We start from the raw sequence: 21,383 nt of genomic DNA on the forward strand, positions 1-21,383 counted from the left end.
TTTTTACTCTCTAAAAATTGTAATTAAGTGTTAGACCAACATTAGTCTTAAATGTTACATCGTTGGGATAAATAATAGGTCTTACGGACAAGTTTTCATCTACATTAAATTGTAGCAAGGCAGCATCAACATTGGCATCAATGATATTTAATGCATAAAAGGCCAAAGTTACTAAAGCAGATAAATCACGATTTCTTTGGTAAAATTTCTGTCCCGCAATCAATCTTGTATTGTCCAGATACGTATAATTATCATCGGTATATCCTTCTAATCGACGTTTATAGGCATCTCTATATTGATGGTATTTTTTATTATTGTCAATATAAAAATAAAGACTGGTTCCAATGGCGCCATAAACCAATGGGATTTTCCAATATTTTTTGTTGTAAGCCTGTCCTAATCCTGGTAAAATAGCCGAATAAAAAGCAGCTTTAGCGGGAGTCAAAGGATCTATGTTATTTGATTTCAATGTGTCTTTAGCGACCAACACCGCTTCTGTTTCCGTTTGTGCAAAAACAGTGGTATTTCCTGCTATAAAAAGGAATAAAGCGATGAAAATGATTTTATACACTACTCGTTTATTAGTTTAATGATTCGATTGAAGTCTTCTTCGGAATGGAATGGAATAGTGATTTTTCCTTTACCGTTTCCAGCCACTTTTACATCGACTTTGGTGCCAAAATAATTTGTAAAAGTGCTTTTGTGTGCATCAGCAATTTCAAACGATGCTGCTTTAGGTTTACCGGCAGGTTTAGGTTTTAAACTTTCCTGATAATTTTTTACCAATGCCTCCGTATCACGAACCGAGAGATTCTGACTTACGATTTTTTGATAAATATCTGTTTGAATATCTTGGTCTTCAATGTTTATTATTGCACGACCATGACCCATGCTGATGAAACCATCACGAATTCCAGTTTGGATTATTGGGTCTAATTTTAAAAGCCTCAAATAATTGGCAATCGTAGATCGTTTTTTCCCTACACGCTCGCTCATCTGCTCTTGAGTCAACTGAATTTCGTCAATCAATCGCTGGTACGAAAGTGCAATTTCTATTGGATCTAGATCATGACGTTGAATATTCTCAACTAATGCCATAACCAATGATTCATTGTCATTTGCAATACGAATATATGCCGGAACAGTTTTCAATCCAACAAGGGTAGACGCGCGAAGACGACGTTCCCCTGATATTAATTGGTATTTATTAAAATCTAATTTACGTACGGTAATAGGCTGAATAACGCCTAATTCTTTAATAGAAGTCGCTAATTCTCTCAATGATTCTTCATTGAAATTGCTTCTTGGCTGAAACGGATTTATTTCTATAGCATCTATTTCAAGCTCAATAATATTTCCTACAACTTTATCGGCATTTTTATCATCAACGGATTTTATATCGTTTTCCGGATCTTTCAATAACGCAGATAATCCTCTTCCTAAGGCTTGTTTTTTTATTGCTTTTGCCATAAAACTATTTACTGTTTTTCTTTATAACTTCTTGAGCCAGATGCAGGTAATTAGTAGCTCCCTTACTGGTTGCATCGTAGTTTATAATGCTTTCGCCAAAACTCGGTGCTTCACTCAATTTTACATTTCTTTGAATAATCGTATCAAAAACCATATCGTTGAAGTGTTTTTGAACCTCTTCTACCACTTGGTTTGACAGACGCAATCTGGAGTCAAACATTGTTAGTAATAATCCTTCTATGTCTAAATCGGCATTATGGATTTTTTGGATACTTTTTATCGTATTCAATAACTTCCCAAGACCTTCCAACGCAAAATATTCACACTGAATTGGAATGATTACGGAGTCAGCAGCAGTCAAAGCATTTAGCGTCAACAATCCAAGTGATGGAGCACAATCTATAATGATAAAATCATAGTCATCTTTAACGCTCTCCAATGCTTTTTTCAGCATATATTCTCGGTTTTCTTTGTCGACCAATTCGATTTCGATAGCAACAAGATCAATATGAGAAGGGATAACATCTACATTTGGAGCTGAACATTTTATGATCGCCTCTTTCGGGGTATGACTGTGTTCTAAAATTTGGTAGGTTCCTATTTCAACGTTTTCTACATCAATACCTAAGCCAGAGCTGGCATTTGCTTGAGGATCTGCATCTATAAGTAACACTCTTTTTTCTAAAACACCTAATGAGGCGGCAAGATTTACAGACGTTGTAGTCTTTCCAACTCCACCTTTTTGATTAGCAATCGCAATGATTTTGCCCATTTATTTTTCTAAATTTTGAACCGTAAAAATACAATTATTTATGGTTTCTAAAAATCTATTTTGTTAACATTTGTTAAGGCTTGATTCCTTGCTATTTGAGCGAATTATTGTTTTTTAAATTGAGGTCCTTTTTAGGAGCTATTCCAACTGTTCGTTTCAAGTTCTTGAGCTCCAAGCTTTTTTTCTATTGCCATAAAAGGAGCTTCTTTTGGTCGCTCTTTTCTGTCAGGAAAAAATAGCTTTTAGCTCGGCGAAGCTTTCCTCTGCCATTTGGGCTAGGGAAGTTGGAGATTCGTGATGGAGTGGAGGTATTAATTTTATTGACCTATGGTAGCAATAGTATTTAAGTATAAAAATTTAAAATGCGCTTTTTTCAAAAAGGAGATTAATCAATCATTTTTAAACATAAAAAAAAGCCGAACATTTCTGTTCAGCTTTTGGTCGGGGTGGCAGGATTCGAACCTGCGGCCTCCTGCTCCCAAAGCAGGCGCGATAACCGAGCTACGCTACACCCCGTAACGCGAGTGCAAATATAAAACTAATTTCGAGATTGACAAGCGATATTCTCAAATAGGAGAATATTATTTGGGAATAAGCAAAAATGATATTTTTTTAGTCGTATTTTTTTATTAAAAAACTACATTTGCAACTTCAAAAATGTAATAAAATCTTACTATGTCAGATACAATCGAAAAAATTAAATGTCTTATTATAGGTTCTGGACCAGCAGGTTATACTGCTGCGATTTATGCTGCCAGAGCAAATATGAACCCAGTTTTATATCAAGGAATTCAACCTGGAGGTCAATTGACTACAACTAACGAAGTAGAAAATTTTCCCGGTTATGTGGATGGTGTGACCGGACCCGAAATGATGGTGCAGTTACAAGCTCAAGCACAACGTTTTGGAACTGATGTACGTGACGGTTGGGCTACTAAAGTTGATTTCTCAGGAGATATTCATAAAGTGTGGATCAATGGCACTAAAGAATTGCATTGTGAAACGGTAATTATTTCTACTGGTGCTTCTGCTAAATATTTAGGTTTGCCATCAGAACAACATTATTTAAAAATGGGTGGTGGTGTTTCTGCCTGTGCGGTTTGTGATGGATTTTTCTATAGAAACCAAGAAGTTGTAATAGTTGGAGCAGGGGATTCCGCTTGTGAGGAAGCACATTATTTGTCAAAATTGTGTAAAAAAGTAACGATGTTAGTGCGTAGCGAAAAATTCAGAGCTTCGAAAATTATGGAAGAGCGCGTTCGCAAAACAGAAAACATAAACATATTAATGAATCACGATACTATTGAAGTATTAGGGGATGAACAAGTTGTTACGGGTGTAAAAGCTCTAAATAAAACTACTGGTGAAACTTTCGATATAGAAGCGACTGGTTTCTTTGTAGCCATTGGACACAAACCAAATACAGATATTTTTACAGAGTTTATCACATTAGATGAAACAGGTTATATTGTTAACACAGCAGGAACTTCAAAAACAAACGTTGGTGGTGTTTTTGTTGCTGGAGATGCCGCTGATCATGTGTATCGTCAAGCAATTACTGCTGCCGGAACCGGTTGTATGGCTGCATTAGATGCAGAAAGATATTTGGCTTCTAAAGAGTAAAGGAATCAGAAAATTTATTTTAAGAAATTTGAAAGATAGATAATAGATTCATTAGAAGGTTTTTCAAATCTTGCTATCTTTTCAAAATGAAAAAGTCCCATTTGCCTTAGCAAGTGGGACTTTTTGTTGATAAGAGTTGAATTAATTAATCCAATTTTTTTACTCCCCTCCTTCGGAGGGGTTGGGGGAGAATTCCCTATTTTATTTTTTTGAATAGTTTTGCTTCGTCGCTAAATTGTCGCATTTCTATTTTTGGAGATCCCAAAAGATGTATTTCTGATTTATCGGCTGCATCAATAATGACGTTTGCCTCGACAAACAGGCTGCAGTTTGTATAACTCTCCGTAATTATTTCGGCATCTTTTACAATTAGTTTATTTCCGGTTAAAGTCGAATTATTATCTAATCGAACTATTGCTTTTGTTGCGTTACCTTCTAGGGTTGCATTAGATTTTTGATACAAATCAACTTTTAAATCAAAAGTGGTGAGCAAAGATTTTAATGCTGCATTTTTGCTTAATTGTATAGTCGTGTTCTCCGATCTTAGATTGAGTTCTGTTTTAGATTTATCATCTGCTTCTAAAATGAATTTCTTAGTGTTGACATTCAAAAAAAGCTTAGCATAATCGAAGGTTTTAAAAGTGATTTCTTCCAACTGAATTTCTTCTATTGCATTTATAGTTGCCTCATTTTTTGAAGTCACAAGAGTCAAATCACTGTTATAGGTTACCCTTACAATTAGTTTTTTATAATTTACGGCTTCTTTTGTAGTGTAAATGCGAAGTGTGTTGTCTCTTAAATCAAAAGAAATAATATCATGAAGATTATCGTCAGCTTCAATTTTTATACTATTTTTTTCTCCGCGCTCTAAGTTTACTTCAACGTTATCTTCTACTTCTAACGCTTGGAAATTTCCAACATCCTTATTTTCAATAGTTACAATTCTCGAACCTTTTAATTTATCTTTTTTCTGTGCCAAAGTTAGAGTCGTAGACAAAACGAGTAGGAATATAGCGATGTGGTTTTTCATTTTCATTTTTGATTAGTGTTTTACAAATATAAAAAAATCATCCACTTTTGATGAATGATTTAGTTTGTTTTTGTCGAAAAGAAACGCTTATGTTTTACTGATGCTGCTTCCTGAACTTTCTTCTGTACTGATTTTTTTTGGAACAATATCATAATTGATATCAGATCCACTTGACGCTTTTGCATTCAAACTTATTAAGGGATGAACGGTAATAGAACTTCCGCTGGATGAGTTGGCAGTTATATCATTTGCCAGTAAACCTTTTGCATCAATTTCGCTTCCGCTGGAAGATGTTGTTTCCAGTTTTAATGCTTTTCCACTAACTGTAATTGTACTACCGCTACTTGTTTCGCATATTACGGAGTCGGCTTCTAAATTTACACTTATAGAACCTGCGCTCGAAGCTTCCAAGCTAATGTTTTCACCTTTAAGTGTACTAGTACTTTTAATCGTTGCACTACTGGAGGCTTCTAGTTTATCGATAAGAGGCATTTTAACGGTTACTTTTTTTGATTTAATATTGATAAAAGAATTATAGTCACAGGCGATTATAAGTACACCATTTTCAACTTTAGTGGTGATTTCTTTTTGCAAATTGTCATCAGCTACAACAGTGATTTCCGTTTTGTCAGATTGTTCAATGACAAGATCTATGGCATTGCTTACTTCTACACTTTTGAAATCTCCCATTACAATTCTCTTTTCAGTTGTAACGTGACCATTTCCTCGTATCGATTTCATGTTTGCTGAAAAGTTGCAGGAGGCAAATAGTAAGGCTGTTAGCGTTACAATAATAAATTTGGTGATCATTGTGATGATTTTTATCATGGCTATTTGGTTTTAATGATAATACCGTCTTTGTTTATTTTTAATTCTTTAAAATCCTTTTTTGAATTGCTTATTGTATCCCCTTTTACAGTAACACCATTTTCATTAATAATCACTGATGTTTGCGTGCTGTCATTTTCTGTATCTACGTCATCAAATTCATTTTCATCGGCAGGACAATTCAAACACTTTACCTTTGAACCTTCTACTTTGTAAACATAATTATCAGAACTATAGTGTAAATTGAAGAATGAATCGTCAGATCTGTCATAATCCTGAACGGAAGAATCTGGTTTTAATAAAGTTCCTTCGGGTAAATATAAAAAGATTTCCACTTCCTGATCACGGAATTTGTTACTCACTTCAGTCAATAAATAATTGTCCAGAATTAAATGATTTCCTTCAATTTTAACTGCATATTTTATTTTTTCTGCTCTTAGTTTAGCGGCTTGAAATGATCTTCCTCTTGCCATTTTTTCAATCTGAACGAAGGGTAATTTTTCATCAGTATGCAAAATTTGCAATCTTACATTGTTTGAATAAATTAATTCGGTGTTTGCTGAGTCTTGCACAAACTTGAAGGTTTCCCTGTCATTAATGTCCTTTGTATAATAATCATTGTATCTGAATTTTACAAATAAGGTGTCATTTGGCATCAAATTAATAGTTTCTTTTTTTACTGTTTTCCCTTCAAATGCAACTTCTGATGCTTGTTTTATTCCAATTGAAATTAGAATTGCTATAGCGATTATCCAAAGTGCCAGTAACGTGTATTTTGCAATATTTCCTATGGATTTCATTGCTGGAGACAGTAATTTGAAACCTAAAAGTGTCAAGAAAAAGAATGGAATTCCAACAGCAAAGAACATCAATAGTCCAAAAGACCAGATCGGATAATCAGTAAAATTCCCCGCTTCAATAAAACCTCTCCATGGCACATCAATAAAGTCTGAAGAACCTAAAGTAAAAACACCTATCAATAATGAAATTAATGTTGCAATTCCTGCAATAATCAAAAGGACTCCAAGGAATTTTGCAAAAATTTTGAAAACGGTCATTATAAAATCGCCTAAAGAACTTCCTATTTTATTGGCACCAGTTTTAATTTGATTGCCATATTTGTCGTAATCTGCATTTTTTATTTTATCAGAAACATTTTCAAACTCTTCTCTAACTTTTTTTTCGATGTTTGAAATGGTAACCGGCTCACCTCTCATTTCTAGTTTTTCAGCAGTTGTTGTCGCTTCTGGCATTACAATCCACAGAATTATATACGCTAAGACACCGGATCCAAATACAAAAACCATTAACAAAAGAAAAATTCGAAGCCAAACTTTGTCTATACCAAAATAATGTCCCAATCCTGCAAGAACACCGCCAATCATTCCGTTTTCAGTATCTCGGTAAAGCTTTTTCGTTCTTTTAGAGTCAGCATTGTAGGTTTGTGAAGTGTGATTGTCTTCTTCGATTATATAATCTTCAGGTTGACCCATCACAGCAATAACTTCATCTACATCTTTCAAACTAATTACATGTTTGTCGCTTTTTTGTTTCTCGGTCAATAATTCCGAAACACGCATTTCAATATCCTTGATGATTTCTTCTTGTCCTGATGATTTCGATAAAGAACGTTTTATAGCGTCAAAATAACGCGTCATTTTTAGGTATGCATCTTCATCAATATGAAAGAACATTCCGCCTAAGTTAATATTTACAGTCTTGTTCATGGCTATTATTTTTGGTTTGTGATTAGGTTTACGGCATCTGACAATTCAGTCCAAGTGCCATTAAGTTCGTTTAAAAATGTTTGTCCTATTTCGGTTAGACCATAGTATTTTCTTGGTGGTCCTGAGGTTGATTCTTCCCAACGGTAGTTTAGTAATCCGTCATTTTTTAATCGGGTAAGCAGCGGATAAATCGTTCCCTCCACGACTAATAATTTTGCGTTTTTCAAAGTGTCTAATATTTCCGATGTGTATGCATCTTTTTCTTTTAATACGGATAGGATGCAAAACTCGAGAACACCTTTACGCATCTGGGCTTTTGTGTTTTCAATGTTCATAATTCGTTTTTTTTGATTTTTTGTTAATTAAACTATTCATTTTTTGATTGATGATTGATGATTTTTTTTTGCTTCTATCTATTTTATAAAAGGGATGGTTAAGGGATATTGGTATTTTTCTCCATTTGATGTTTTGATAGCTGCATAAATAATTAAGAAAAATTCAGCGACTTTCAAGAGACCAAAAATAAGAACGGCAACTAGGCCAACTGTAATTATTCCGATGTTATTTTCGAAATTGAAATCCGTAAAAACAAAATCGTGATGATTCATCATTGAATTAAAAGATATGTTACTAAAAACAGTGAAAATAAAAATTGGCGCTGCAATCATAATTAAGGTCAAAGAATATAATAACAAACTCAATTGAAAATTAAGTACTTGTTTACCATGAAAGTCTATAAACTCAGATTTGTCTTTTTTTGATGACCAAATCAATATTGGAAAAATATAATTTCCAAAAGGGAAAAAATATTGAGTTAATGTACTCAAATGTGTAAATGTTGCTGTGTTTTTGTCGCTGGTTGTTTCCATTTTTTTGTTTTTTGATTGCTTTGTCAGTTCGCCTTTAAGGCTCGTGTGATGATTGAAAATCCAAGGGTCTTAAATATTTAGGTCACCTAGTAATTTCTTATACAAATATATGGCTAAAAGAAAGTATCTTGTATCGCATAGTACCAAATATTAACAAAAAATTAACAAATATATTTTATATGTACGCATAGTATTTTTTTGTACATTAGCAAAAAAACCACTACAAATGAGACTTACAGCTTCTACCCTCAATAAATTTTTATTATTCAAATTACCGGCGGCATTTATATGCGGAGTGCGAGTAAAGGAAATAGACGAAAATAAATGTGTAGTGTCAGTAAAGCACCGATGGATTAACCAAAATCCGTTTAATTCAATGTATTTTGCAGTGCAAGCAATGGCTGCCGAGTTGTCAACGGGCGCGTTAGTGATGTTTCAAATTCAAAAAAGTGGAAGAAAAATCTCTATGTTGGTGGCTAATAATAAAGGAAATTTCACTAAAAAAGCAACGGGAAGAATTACTTTTACTTGTAATGATGGACATTTAATCGAAGAAGCAATACGAAAAACAATTGCCACGGGAGAGGGGCAAACCTTCTGGATGAAATCTATTGGAACCGATGAAAAAGGAATCCAAGTATCCGAAATGGATTTTGAATGGAGCGTAAGAGTGAAATAGAAAGTAATAAAAAATAATACAATTATACTGTGCGGATTTTAAATCTACAAAAAAATGCCTCTAAATTTAGAGGCATTTTTAGTAAAACTATAGTTATGCTTTTTTAGCACAGCATTTTTTTCCTTCGGCTTTAGCCATAGTGGCATCACATTTTTTGCCTTCTGTTTGAGCCATTTTTGCATCGCATTTCTTTCCTTCGGCTTTGCATTTAGCTTGACATTTTTCTACTTCTGCAACAGTCATTGCTTTCACATTAGAATCTTTAGCACAGCATGATTCTTTTTTAGCTTTTTCTTTTACGTCGGGCTTAACTTCTTGTGCACCCGCGGTGATTGTAAACAAAGCCATAGCTAAAAGGATACCTATTTTTTTCATTTTTATTAAAGTTAAAATTATGTTTTTATTTTATTTAGATGCTAATATATAACCGTTCACCAAATATAATAAGAATAACTAATATCAATTTTAAAATTATGATTAAAATTTACTTAAACTATTATCCTTTAATTATCTGGAATAGATTGTTTACCTAATGATTATTTTTTTACTGAAAACTCCTTTTGTCGTCTTAACTTTCACAATATAGACTCCTGAAGGTACATTTTTAATTGGAATTTGAATATTATTTTGTTTTTGTTCTTCTACATCCCAATTGGCAATAGCTTGACCCAATAAATTGAAAAGGAATACTTTGTTTACTGTTCCGTCCGTAAAGTTGTTCTTTATGTTTAGGGTTTTAGTGTTATTTGTGAAATAAATGAAAATGTTTTCAGGTAAAATAAAATCATCTACTTTAAGTGTTTTATCAGCAAATCGCAAGGAGAATCGGTTGTTGTATTCTCCAATAGCAAGCGAGATTTCAAAAGCACTTTCTCTAAGGTCATGGTATTGACTGGTTAGATTATCATGCAGATATATTTTAGTGGTATTCGGCATGTTTTCTAATGCATCAATTTTTATAGTGCTTAAACCTTCATTAGCTATTGTAATACCTAAAGGAATTATTTGATCATCGTTAAAATTTGGGACAGCCTGAATTACAAACTGGCTATTGCTAATTTCCCAAAACATATCATTATCATTGGTATCAAACATAATTCCGTCATAACCAATGTCGAATTGATTCGTTGCATTAAGATCCACTCCAACTAATAGTTGTCGATGTGCACCAATAGGAGAGTCAAAGCCCAGCCTGATTTTTGATCTTATATCTACTTCAGCTGCATTTGATTTAGTGGTTCCATTTGTTTTCATAAAGAGTGAACCTCCAGACAATTCTCTAACGAATGCTCTTTGGCTATTTTTGAAAATTATGTTGCATCCAGTAGGACATATTGGGGATGTTATGCCTCCTGATAAACCATCATCGACAAAAGCATCGACAAAAAATCCTTGTGCGACTGGTATATAGCGCTCCGGTATTTTGGAGCCATTGCCAGCTGCAGTTAGAGGACTATCAGCAACCGCCGCTGTTCCCCCCATTAAAGTGTAAGTTGCATACCCACCCTCATATTCCGCGAGATAATGATTGTTGGAGAGACCAAAATGATCCCAGAAATAAAGGGCGCCGTTAAATATATTTTCCGTATTTCTTCCAACTTTACCGTTTATTGTTTCTTTAATATTATCTTTTATAAATTCATCGGCATCGAGTGCGGATGGATAAGGATTTCCTATTAAATAAGTTTGATCTTTAGTTAAACTTAAAGAGATAGTTCCAGAATTAGGTTTTCCGACAAAGACATAATTTTGTGTTGAAGTAAGTGGTGCGATTCCTCCAGTTCCTTTCATGGTGAATCCTTCGCCCACTTTTATCGACCCTGTACTTCCTATATATTTCCATTGGTAGTAATTTAGCAAAGGGTCTGATAGTGCGGGCGAATTAAAGGCCCATAACCATCGGTTACTAATTGTTATTGGACTTGATGGTCCATCGGCACTAAACGCTCCATCAATAAATGAAATAATAGTTGTCGGGCTAGGCGTACTTGGAATAAAATTAGATAGATCAGTGTACGTATTTGTTATAGAGGTTCCGTCTCGCAAGACGCTACCAATAGAATAATCTATGCTATTGGAACTTACCGGTGATGACCAATAATTATAATTGAAACTGTTTTTTTTACCTTGCTGGTCTCTCAATAATTTTCCGGTTCCAGTCGAAGGATTCGCCGTAATTCCTTCTTGAACTAATTGAGCTTCTCCAGTTAAACGCAAATCACCACTTGTAAGTGTGACAAGATTTTTAACAGTTAATTCAAATCCATCAATTACGCTAATTCCTTTAGCTCCGCCGGTGTTATTGGTGGTTATATTATAAAACGTTTCATTCGTTTTTATACCAATATTTATGTTTTGAATTTGATTAGCAGTCGCGCCATTAAAGGTCACGGTTCCAGTTCCAGGAATAAAAGCACCACTGTTTCTCCAATTACCGCTAATTTGTAATTCAGAATTATTGGTCGAAACCACAGTAACTGAACCGGCTGTTGTTATTATCATATCCTTAGCACTTGCTATCCCACCGTAGGGAATTGCAAATGTGGAAGTTTTATCAATAACAGGTAATCTATTCCCGTTAGCAACAGTTGGAAGAATGTTTGCGTCTACGGTAAATGAAGGCAATCCTTGTTCCCAGTTCTTGCAATCAAACCAGTCTGTACTTACTAGGCCTGTCCACCACCCTGTCCTACCTTGTAAAACTGTAACTTTAGCAGAGCCCGTAATTCCTCCTGGAAAAGGAGTGCAATTTTTGTCGTTTAAGGCCGTAATCGTATAAGTAACATCGGCCTTAAGATTAGGAACGCTAAACACAAAAGGAGTTGAATTGATGTTATTTACAGTTGTGGACGTGGTCCCATTAGTGTAAGTTACGGTCCATGGCGCTACACCAGTTAATGATACGCTAAATGTTGCAGTTCCATCATAGCAAATAGTTTGGTCTGGACCTATATTTGCAGTTGGTCTTTTATTAACTGTTACGGTAACATAGGTTGTTCCTTCAAGTCCATAACTGGTGCAGCCATTAAGGAAGGAGGTTACCGCATAAATTGTTGTTACAGGCGGATTGACAGTAACATTAGTTGTATTGCTAACGCTAATAATTGCTCCTGTATTTTGGTTTAACCATTGGGAAGTTAACTGCGGATTCGGTGCTTGAGGAATTTTAACGTTGTCGATAGCCCATGTGCTACCTACATTAGGAACTTTAGTACCCGCAGCATTTACAGTTCCGTAAAAGAAAAATCCTATTTTAATGTTCGAATAGCCTAAATAAGCGTTCAAATTAAGAGATATGGAGTTAGCAGGATTTGAATTTTTAAACGGATTTTTAATACTTGTATTCCCATTATAATTTGCCAAGGTCGCTGTATATGTTAATCCACCATCTAAAGAAATTTTTACCTCAGCATAATCATTCACATCATCTAATTTATAAGCATGATCGAATGTTAAATTTGCTGAAGTTAATCCTATAAGATCAAATACTGGTGTCTGCATTACAGAAGTTCTGTTTCCCCTTGTAATAGCAAATTTCCCATCTCCAGAATCATATTCGTCCCCCGCATTTCCATTTGTTTCACTAAATTCATTATTAACACCGTTATCACCGCTGGCAGGAAAAATTTTATCATCGACTAGCCAACCTGGTGGGTTAGCTTGATTGAATAGACCGCCTGACGCTAGAAGCTGACTGCTTGAAAAACCACTGGCAGAAGTCAATTGTGTGGATTCCCCTTCACATATTGTAGAAGGAGTTGCACTCACAGGAGATGGCTTAATATTTGGAATAATAAATAATGTAGAGATTCCAGAGTTTACAATTGTACAAGAGCTATTTTGAATTACTGCCCTAAAGATGGTGGTCGCAGTTATTCCGGTATAAGTATAGGTTAAACTTCCTGCATTTCCTCTCGGTATCCAAGTGCCTCCTGCATTGGTAGAGGTTTCCCACCGCACGACAGTACCTACATTCCCATTTAACCTAATGACTCCACCCGAAGAATGGCAATCAGTTAGTTTAGTGGTTCCATTTTCCACATTACTAGGGTTAGTGGTTGAAGTGATAGTGGTTGTACCACCTACAGTAGGCGCATTCACAGTTACGTCAACGGTAAAAACCGCTCCAGGGCAATTATTCGCAGTGGGGGTAACAGTATATCGTATAACACCAGATGTTGTACCGCTATTGCTTAAAGTTTCAGCTATTGTGTTAGTCGTACCAGTGTTAAACCCTGAAATGGTTCCGCCAGTTGGCATAGAAATAATAGCTGAGGTCCATGTAAATGTTGTGCCGCTTACAGTTGAGTTTAGTGATACATTTGTTGGCGTACCACTACAAATGGTTTGCGGTGAGGCTGAACCATTTGGTTTAGGGTTGACAATTACATCCACTATAAAAGGTGATCCTGAACAGGAGTTCGCCGTAGGAGTAACCGTATAACGAATGCTTCCTGCTGTTGTTCCGGTATTAGTTAAAATCTCTGCTATTGAAGCTCCAGAACCGCTACCAAATCCGGTAATAGTTCCGCTCGTTGGCGTAGAAAAAATAGCTGCGGTCCAAGTAAATGTTGTACCTCCAGTACTTGGGTTTAATACGACGTTACTAACTGAACCACTACAAATTGTTTGAGAAACGGCAGAGCCCACAGGATTAGGATTGACAGTTATTTGTCCTGTCAATGAACTATTAATACAATTACCGGCCGTTGATATGGTATAATTAAATGTTCCAGCTACCGCGGAAGAACCACTAATTGTGTAAACACCAGCGGCAGAATCGTATGACCCTATAAAATTAGCTGGTCCTGGATTCCAAGCAATGGTAGGATTGGTTCCTCCATTAGTTATGGTATATTTGATTGGAGTAATTGCTGAATTAATGCATTTTGTTTGATTGTCCGATCCTGTTCCTAAGTTCAGGCTAATACTTGAATCTGCATTGACTGTAATGGTTCCACTTACAGAAGCGTTACTACAAAGTCCTTGTGTTGTTACCGTATAACTAAAAGGTCCAACTGCAGATGGAGTACCACTTATTGTGAAAATTCTAGTTCCAGAATCGTATGAACCGGTAACACCAGCTGGTAGTGCACCAGCTGTAATGGAAGCATTAGTTCCACCGCCTCCAATGGCGTAACTAATATTAAGTACAGTATTAACGCAATTTGTTGGATTGCCTGAACCTGAAGCCGATGATAATACAATAGTTGAATTGGGATTAACCGTAACATCAACTGTAAAAGCTGTTCCTGTACAAGAATTTGCAGTAGGAGTAACGGTATAGCGAATAATTCCTGCCGTTGTCCCGGTATTGCTTAGAGTTTGAACAATTGTATTTTGAGTACCATTGCTAAAACCCGTAATTGTACCGGCTGTTGGAGCAGTTTGTATGGCAGCTGCCCAACTATATGTTGTGCCAGCTGCAGTCGAGTTTAGTACTACATTTGTTGTCGAACCACTGCAAATCGTCTGAGCAGTGGCAGAACCCACTGGCGCGGGATTAACTGTTACGTCAACTGTAAAAGCGGTACCTATACAAGAGTTTGCAGTAGGAGTAATTGTATAGCGGACAGTCCCTGCAGATGTGCCTGTATTGGTTAAAGATTGGGCAATTATATTTCCCGAACTAGCACTAAATCCAGTAATTGTTCCACCCGTTGGATTAGTTTGAATTGCTGCAATCCAACTAAATGTTGTGCCGCTAACGGTTGAGTTTAACGCCACATTTGTTGAAGATCCGCTACAGATAGTTTGAGTAGTGGCAGATCCTATTGGTTTTGGATTGATTGTTAATGTTACTGCTACAGATTGTATCGAGGAACAAGTATAACCTGAAGGGCCAGAAATTACCACATCATAATTACCAGCGGTCGTCAATGTTGCCGTTGGAATTGTGAAAGTAGATGCTGTAGCACCTGCTATGTTTACGCCATTTTTTCTCCATTGATAAGTCAAAGGATCGCCTCCAGCGTTTGCTGTTACTGAAAAACTAACATTTGGAGTGTCTTCACAAACGGTTTTTGAAATAGGCTGAGTAGAGACTATGATCGCTTGATCAACATTTAATGTTCTTTGAGCAGAGATAACTGATGCACATGATGATGCACCACCAACGATTACATAATAACTACCATCATCTGATAAATTGGCTTGGTTAAAATGAAGGTTTGATGATTGTGCTCCAGAAATATTGGCTGAATTAGTCACCGGTGTTCCGCTGGGTGCTGAGCCTTTATACCACTGATAAGTCAATCCATCTCCAATAGCAACAACATTTAAATCAGCAGGAAAACTGGCGCATACACTCGTGTTGGAAGGTTGGGTTGTAATTGCCACAGCTTTCTTAATCGTTAGAATTATAGTTGCGTTTACGGATGGACACGGACCAATCGGATCATTAGTGGTATAGGATAGGGTAATGGTACCTGTACTAATATCAGCGGCACTTGGGGTGTAAATCGCAGTTGGTGAATTGTTATTAAATGTACCGCTTCCGCTTGTACTCCAAGTGGCAGAGGTAGCACTTCCTCCAAAAGAACCAGCCATAGTAGCAGTTGTGTTTGAACAAATTGTGAACGATACTCCAGCGCTAATTGTTGCTGAAGGATTAATAGTTATAACCATTAAATCTGATGTGGTAGCGCAAGGTCCTGCAGGGTCATTAGTTGTTAATGTTAAAGTTACCGTACCGGCAGTTATTTCTGAGGCAGTTGGTGTATATGTTGCATTAAGTGTAGTGTTATTAGGACTAAATGTTCCCGCACCGCCACTCCACGTCCCTGATGTTCCCGCACCACTTATAGCGCCAGCAAGAATAACATTGGGAGTAGAGGCACAAACAGTTTGATCAATATTTGCATTGGCAACAGCTGAAGGATTAATAGTTATAACCATTTGATCTGATGCAGTAACACAAGGACCTGCAGGGTCATTAGTTGTTAATATTAAAGTTACTGTACCGGCAGTTATTTCTGAGGCAGTTGGTGTATAGGTTGCATTAAGTGTTGTGTTATTTGGACTAAATATTCCCGCACCGCCACTCCAAGTAGCTGATGTTGCCGTCCCACTTACCGCACCAGCAAGAATAACATTGGGACTGAAAGCACAAACAGTTTGATCTGCGTTGGCGTTGGCAACAGCCGAATAATTAATAGTTATGATTATTTGGTCTGATGCTGCAGAGCAAGGTCCAGCTGGATCATTAGTTGTTAATGTTAAAGTTACCGTGCCTGCAGTTATTTCTGAGGCAGTTGGTGTATAGGTTGCATTAAGTGTTGTGTTATTAGGACTAAATGTTCCAGAACCGCCACTCCAAGTTCCTGATGTTGCCGCACCACTTATTGAACCTGCAAGAATAACATTGGGACTGGAAGCACAAACAGTTTGATCAATATTGGCATTGGCTACAGCAGAAGGATTAATAGTTATGATCATTTGGTCTGATGCTATAGGGCAAGGTCCAGCAGGATCATTAGTTGATAATGTTAAAGTCACTGTGCCGACTGTTATTTCTGAGGCAGTTGGCGTATAGGTTGCGTTAAGTGCTGTGTTATTTGGACTAAATATTCCCGCACCGCCACTCCAAGTTGCAGTTGTAGCCGCACCACTTATTGAACCTGCAAGAATAACATTGGGAATGGAAGCACAAACGGTTTGATCCACGTTGGCGTTGGCAACAGCCGAAGGATTAATAGTTATGATCATTTGGTCTGATGCTATAGAGCAAGGCCCTGCAGGGTCATTAGTGGTTAATGTTAAAGTCACCGTACCCACATTTATTTCTGAGGCGGTTGGGGTGTAGGTTGCATTAAGTGTTGTATTATTAGGATTAAATGTTCCCGCGCCTCCACTCCAAGTGGCTGATGTTGCTGCGCCACTAATAGAACCTGCAAGAATAACATTGGGACTGGAAGCGCAAACGATTTGATCCATATTGGCATTTGCTATAGCCGAAGGATTAATAGTTATGATCATTTGGTCTGATACGCTCGGGCAAGGTCCTGTAGGATCGTTAGTTGTTAGTGTTAAAGTTACTGTACCAGCTGTTATTTCTGAGGAGGTTGGTGTATAGGTTGCATTAAGTGTTGTATTATTTGGACTGAATGTTCCCGTACCTCCACTCCAAGTTACCGTTGTAGCCGCACCACTTACAGCACCTGCAAGAATAACATTGGGACTGGAAGCGCAAACAGTTTGATCAATATTGGCATTAGCGATTGCAGATGGATTCACTGTAATTGTAGCACTTCCCGAAATAGTTTGACTGCAAGATGGGGCTGTTGTGTAAGCACTATTTGTTAATGTATATGTTGTAGAGGAAGTCAATGCTGCTGTTGGCAAAGTTGCTGTTCCGCTTGCTCCGATATTTATTGTTGATGACCCTGAAACACCCGAAACAGTATATGTTAAAGTTGTATTTGGGGTTGCGGTGAATGTTATAATTGAAGTAGATCCAGAACAAATAGGATTTGTACCGGATACGCTAATGTTTGCTGTAGCTGCGGGCTTGATTGTAATCGTCATGTCATCAGTTACTGCCAAACAAGAACCTGCTGGATCGGATGTTGATATTGTAATTGTAATAGTTCCACCATTTACAAGAGAAGAAGGTATAGTGTAGGTGCCTTTTAAATTATTACCGTTATTTGAAAACGAACCTCCTGTAATTGAACTAGACCAGCTCCAATCTTTATTTTGTGTAATAGCACCTCCAATTGCACCGTCTAGTATTATGCTGGTTGTACCGGCACAGATAGTTTGATCTGCTCCTGCATTTGCAAAAGCAAATGCACCAACTGACACGGCTAAACTACTTGCAGCACTTGATCCACAGACATTAATTGCTATGACAGTAACGTTACCACTTACTGCACCAGAACCTGCAGTTACGGTTAATGAAGTTGATCCCTGTCCTGAGGTTATTGACCATCCAGTAGGAACAGACCATGTGTAAGAAGTAGCATTGGCTACAGAAGCGATGGAATAAATAAGACCTGTTACAACTGGACAAATTGCTGTAGGACCAGAAATTGTTCCTGGTGCCATTGGTATAGCAGTATTTACAGTTACTGCTAAAGTTTGCGTACCACTTGTACCACAAGAATTGGTCGCGGTTACTGTAATATTTCCACCAATTGCAGTTCCAGATGTTGAGACAGTAATAGAATTTGTATTCACTCCTGCCATTATGCTCCACCCTGAAGGTAAAGTCCATGTATAAGAAGCAGCATTTGGAACAACAGTTATGCTATAAACAAGGCCTGTTTTACTTATACACTGTTCTGTTGAACCATTTATTGCTCCCGGTGTTGCCGGTGTTGCCGGACTTACAGTTACAGCCAAAGTTTTTGCGGCACTTGTACCACAACTATTCCCAGCGGTGACGCTAATGTTTCCATTTTGACCTGCAGCACCGGATGTAACAGTAATTGAATTTGTACCTGCACCAGAAGTTATAGACCATCCTGCTGGAACTATCCAAGTATAAGTTGTCGCATTAGCTACTGCAGCTATGCTATACGTTAATCCTGTAATGCTTGGACATACTGCTGAAGTTCCACTTATTACCCCCGGTGTTGCTGGTGTCGCTGGACTTATAGTAACTGCTAAGGAATTGGCTGCACTTGTACCGCAGCTATTTTCAGCGGTAACGGTAATGTTTCCATTTTGTCCAGCACTTCCTGTTGTTACAGTTATTGAATTTGTTCCTGCTCCAGCGGTTATTGACCATCCTGTAGGAACTGTCCAAGTATATGTTGTCGCATAAGTAACAGCGACGATGCTATAAATTTGCCCAGTTAATGCAGGACATATAGGTGAAGTTCCGGCTATTGCTCCCGGGGTTGCTGGTGTTGCTGGATTTACGGTTACAGCCAAGTTTCTTGCTGCACTTGTTCCGCAACTATTTTCAGCTGTTACACTAATATTTCCATTTTGTCCAGCACTTCCTGATGTTAAAGTAATTGAATTAGTTCCTGTACCAGCGGTTATTGACCATCCTGTTGGAATGGTCCAATTATAAGTTGTCGCATTGGTTACTGCAGCAATGCTATACGTTAATCCGTTAATTCCAGGACATACGAAAGAAGTTCCAGTTATGACTGCAGGTATTGCGGGTGTTGCGGGACTTACGGTTACTGCCAAAGTGTTTGTTGAACTTGTTCCACAGCTATTTCCAGCAGTTACACTAATAGTTCCATTTTGTCCCGCGTTGCCTGATGTTACAGTTATGGAGTTTGTTCCTGCACCAGCTGTAATCGACCATCCAGTTGGAATGGTCCAAGTATAAGTTGTAGCATTGGTTACCGCTGTAACACTATATATTTGTCCTGTTACCGCGGGACATTGGGTAACTGTACCCGTTATTGCTCCAGGAGTTGCAGGAGTTGCAGGAGCTACTGTTACTGCCAAAGTTCTTGCAACACTTGTTCCACAACTGTTTTCAGCTGTAACGCTAATGTTTCCATTTTGCCCCGTATTGCCTGATGTTACAGTTATTGAGTTAGTTCCTGTACCTGCAGTTATTGACCATCCTGTTGGAATTGTCCAATTATAAATTGTCGCATTGGTTACCGGGGCGATACTATATATTTGACCAGTTAGTGCCGGACATTGTGTAACAGTTCCTGTTATTACAATAGGTGTTGCAGGTGCTGTAGGACTTACAGTTACTGCCAAATTGCTTACTGCGCTTGTTCCGCAACTATTTCCAGCAGTAACGCTGATGTTTCCGTTTTGACCACTACTACCAGTTGTAATATTTATTGAAGTAGTCCCTTGTCCAGCAGTTATTGTCCATCCTGAAGGTACAGTCCAATTATAAGTTGTTGCATCAGTTGCAGCGGAAATTGTATATGTTTGATTATTTAGTGTAGGACATTGCGTTGCTATTCCTGAAATGGATAAAGGGGGAGCGGGTATTGCTGGATTAACGGTGATTGTAATGCTATTACTTGTTGTTTTAATTGGAGATGCACAAGTTGCATTTGAAGTTAGTTCAACTGTAACAACATCTCCATTATTTAAGGTAGAAGTAGAAAAATTAGGGCTATTAGTTCCAACATTCAAACCGTTGATCATCCATTGATATGAAGGAGTACTACCTCCATTTATTGGTATAGCAGAAAAATTTATTGAATTACTTGGGCAAATTGTTGTAGCCGATGCGGAAATACTTACTGATGGTATCACAATATCATTTACAGTCATCGTAATTGCATTGCTGCTGACATTTGCAAGAGAAGGACAAGTAGCACTAGAAGTTAGAACAACTGTCACTTTATCCGTATTTGTTAATGATGAGGTAGTAAATGTTGGACTATCCGTTCCTGCGTTTATACCGTTTATCTTCCATTGATAGGAAGGATTGGCACCTCCATTTGCAGGAATAGCAGTAAAAGTAACAGAAGTTCCAGCACATATATTATTCCCAGGATTTGCGCTAATTGCTACGGATGGTATTAGACTTGGGTTAACAATTATTGTATAAGTTGCAGTTGCAGTTTGAGGGTTGCAAGTATTATTACTGGTGACGGTCATAGTCATTGTAACGGTAGTTCCTGAATCTGCTGCTATAGCAGTATAGATTGGTGTTAAAGTTGTTGCGCCCCCAGTTATAGACCCCGCTCCATTTTCTGACCATACTATTGTTCCGTTTGTTGCGCTTGCACCACTTACTGTAGCAGTTGAGTTAGAACAAATGGTTTGAGTTCCACCGGAAGCTGCTGTGGGTAATGGATCGATTGTAAAATCCCCCGAGCTGATAATATCTAATCCTATAGATGGAGTGACCGTAATAGTTCCAGTTGTTGCTCCCGCTGGCAATGTTGCCGTTATTTGGGTATCGTTGTTAATAACAAATGCTGCTGTTATACTATTAAATTTTACAGCAGTTGCTCCAGCAAAACCAGTACCAGTTATAACGATAGTAGATCCAGAATTGCTACATGCATTTGAGGGGCTAAAACTGGTGATCGTTTGAGCAAAAGAAGTATTAACACTCAAAAAAGCAAATAGAACTACCAAAAATATTTGATAAGCTTTCGAAAATTTTAATGCTGAAAATAAATTTATATGGAAATCAAAGTATTGTTTTTTCATGACACCTACGATTTAGAATCAAACAGTTAATGCTTTTATAAAATTCAAATAGTTGAAACTAGATTGATTTTATAAATAATATTTAGTGTAGGTGTACTGTTTCATTTTAAAAAAAAGGGAATTGGCTATAGACAATTTTATAGTTTAATTCTCGACATAAATTTTTTTAACGTGAAGTATAGATTGGGGTTTATCTACCTTAAAGTTAGGTGTTTAAAAGTTATTGTTGTGTTTTAAAATTGTATTTTCGATTAAAGTATTTTTTCTCTCGATGAATAGCTGT

The 21,383-nt window shown here is 37.1% G+C and carries 12 protein-coding genes and 1 tRNA gene; 2 read left to right on the forward strand and 11 right to left on the reverse strand.

Annotation, left to right across the window (positions count from 1 at the left end; all coding sequences use genetic code 11):
- Positions 1-10: 10 nt before the first annotated feature.
- The 4 genes from BUC23_RS13045 to BUC23_RS13060 all read right to left on the reverse strand — a co-directional run bounded on the left by BUC23_RS13045 (position 11) and on the right by BUC23_RS13060 (position 2,758).
- A complete protein-coding gene (locus tag BUC23_RS13045; protein WP_073210137.1) occupies positions 11-571 on the reverse strand; it encodes a DUF5683 domain-containing protein in 561 nt (186 codons plus the stop codon).
- A complete protein-coding gene (locus BUC23_RS13050; RefSeq protein ID WP_073210139.1) occupies positions 571-1,470 on the reverse strand; it encodes a ParB/RepB/Spo0J family partition protein in 900 nt (299 codons plus the stop codon). Before BUC23_RS13050 ends, BUC23_RS13045 begins: the two co-directional genes overlap by 1 nt.
- Positions 1,471-1,474: 4 nt before the next feature.
- A complete protein-coding gene (locus BUC23_RS13055) occupies positions 1,475-2,242 on the reverse strand; it encodes a ParA family protein (protein WP_073210141.1) in 768 nt (255 codons plus the stop codon).
- Between the two features lie 438 nt (positions 2,243-2,680).
- Positions 2,681-2,758: transfer RNA gene (locus tag BUC23_RS13060), tRNA-Pro, on the reverse strand.
- 159 nt (positions 2,759-2,917) lie between these two features.
- On the opposite strand from BUC23_RS13060, the gene trxB reads away from it, so the two are divergent.
- A complete protein-coding gene (trxB, locus tag BUC23_RS13065; protein ID WP_073210143.1) occupies positions 2,918-3,865 on the forward strand; it encodes a thioredoxin-disulfide reductase in 948 nt (315 codons plus the stop codon).
- A 196-nt stretch (positions 3,866-4,061) separates the two neighbouring features.
- On the opposite strand, the gene BUC23_RS13070 is transcribed toward trxB, so the two are convergent.
- From BUC23_RS13070 to BUC23_RS13090, 5 genes are all read right to left on the reverse strand, one after another.
- Entirely contained in the window at positions 4,062-4,895 is an 834-nt protein-coding gene (locus tag BUC23_RS13070) for a GIN domain-containing protein (protein WP_073210243.1), read from the reverse strand.
- 87 nt (positions 4,896-4,982) lie between these two features.
- Positions 4,983-5,723, reverse strand: coding sequence for a head GIN domain-containing protein (locus BUC23_RS13075; protein ID WP_073210144.1), 741 nt, complete (start codon positions 5,721-5,723; stop codon positions 4,983-4,985).
- Between the two features lie 2 nt (positions 5,724-5,725).
- Positions 5,726-7,450: a PspC domain-containing protein gene (locus BUC23_RS13080; protein WP_073210146.1), complete on the reverse strand. Its 1,725-nt coding sequence runs from the start codon at positions 7,448-7,450 to the stop codon at positions 5,726-5,728.
- Between the two features lie 5 nt (positions 7,451-7,455).
- Positions 7,456-7,785, reverse strand: coding sequence for a PadR family transcriptional regulator (locus tag BUC23_RS13085; protein WP_073210148.1), 330 nt, complete (start codon positions 7,783-7,785; stop codon positions 7,456-7,458).
- 78 nt (positions 7,786-7,863) lie between these two features.
- On the reverse strand, positions 7,864-8,319 hold the full coding sequence (locus tag BUC23_RS13090; RefSeq protein ID WP_073210151.1) for a DUF4870 domain-containing protein: 456 nt from the start codon (positions 8,317-8,319) through the stop codon (positions 7,864-7,866).
- A 226-nt stretch (positions 8,320-8,545) separates the two neighbouring features.
- Between BUC23_RS13090 and BUC23_RS13095 the strand changes: the two genes are divergently transcribed.
- On the forward strand, positions 8,546-8,998 hold the full coding sequence (locus BUC23_RS13095) for a DUF4442 domain-containing protein (RefSeq protein WP_073210153.1): 453 nt from the start codon (positions 8,546-8,548) through the stop codon (positions 8,996-8,998).
- Positions 8,999-9,091: 93 nt separating this feature from the next.
- On the opposite strand, the gene BUC23_RS13100 is transcribed toward BUC23_RS13095, so the two are convergent.
- Both BUC23_RS13100 and BUC23_RS13105 read right to left on the reverse strand, forming a co-directional pair.
- Complete coding sequence (locus BUC23_RS13100; protein ID WP_073210155.1) at positions 9,092-9,373, reverse strand: hypothetical protein; 282 nt, start codon at positions 9,371-9,373, stop codon at positions 9,092-9,094.
- 150 nt (positions 9,374-9,523) lie between these two features.
- Complete coding sequence (locus tag BUC23_RS13105; RefSeq protein WP_073210157.1) at positions 9,524-21,100, reverse strand: PKD-like domain-containing protein; 11,577 nt, start codon at positions 21,098-21,100, stop codon at positions 9,524-9,526.
- Between the last annotated feature and the right edge of the window lie 283 nt (positions 21,101-21,383).

Source organism: Flavobacterium xinjiangense (assembly GCF_900142885.1).
GTDB lineage: Bacteria > Bacteroidota > Bacteroidia > Flavobacteriales > Flavobacteriaceae > Flavobacterium > Flavobacterium xinjiangense.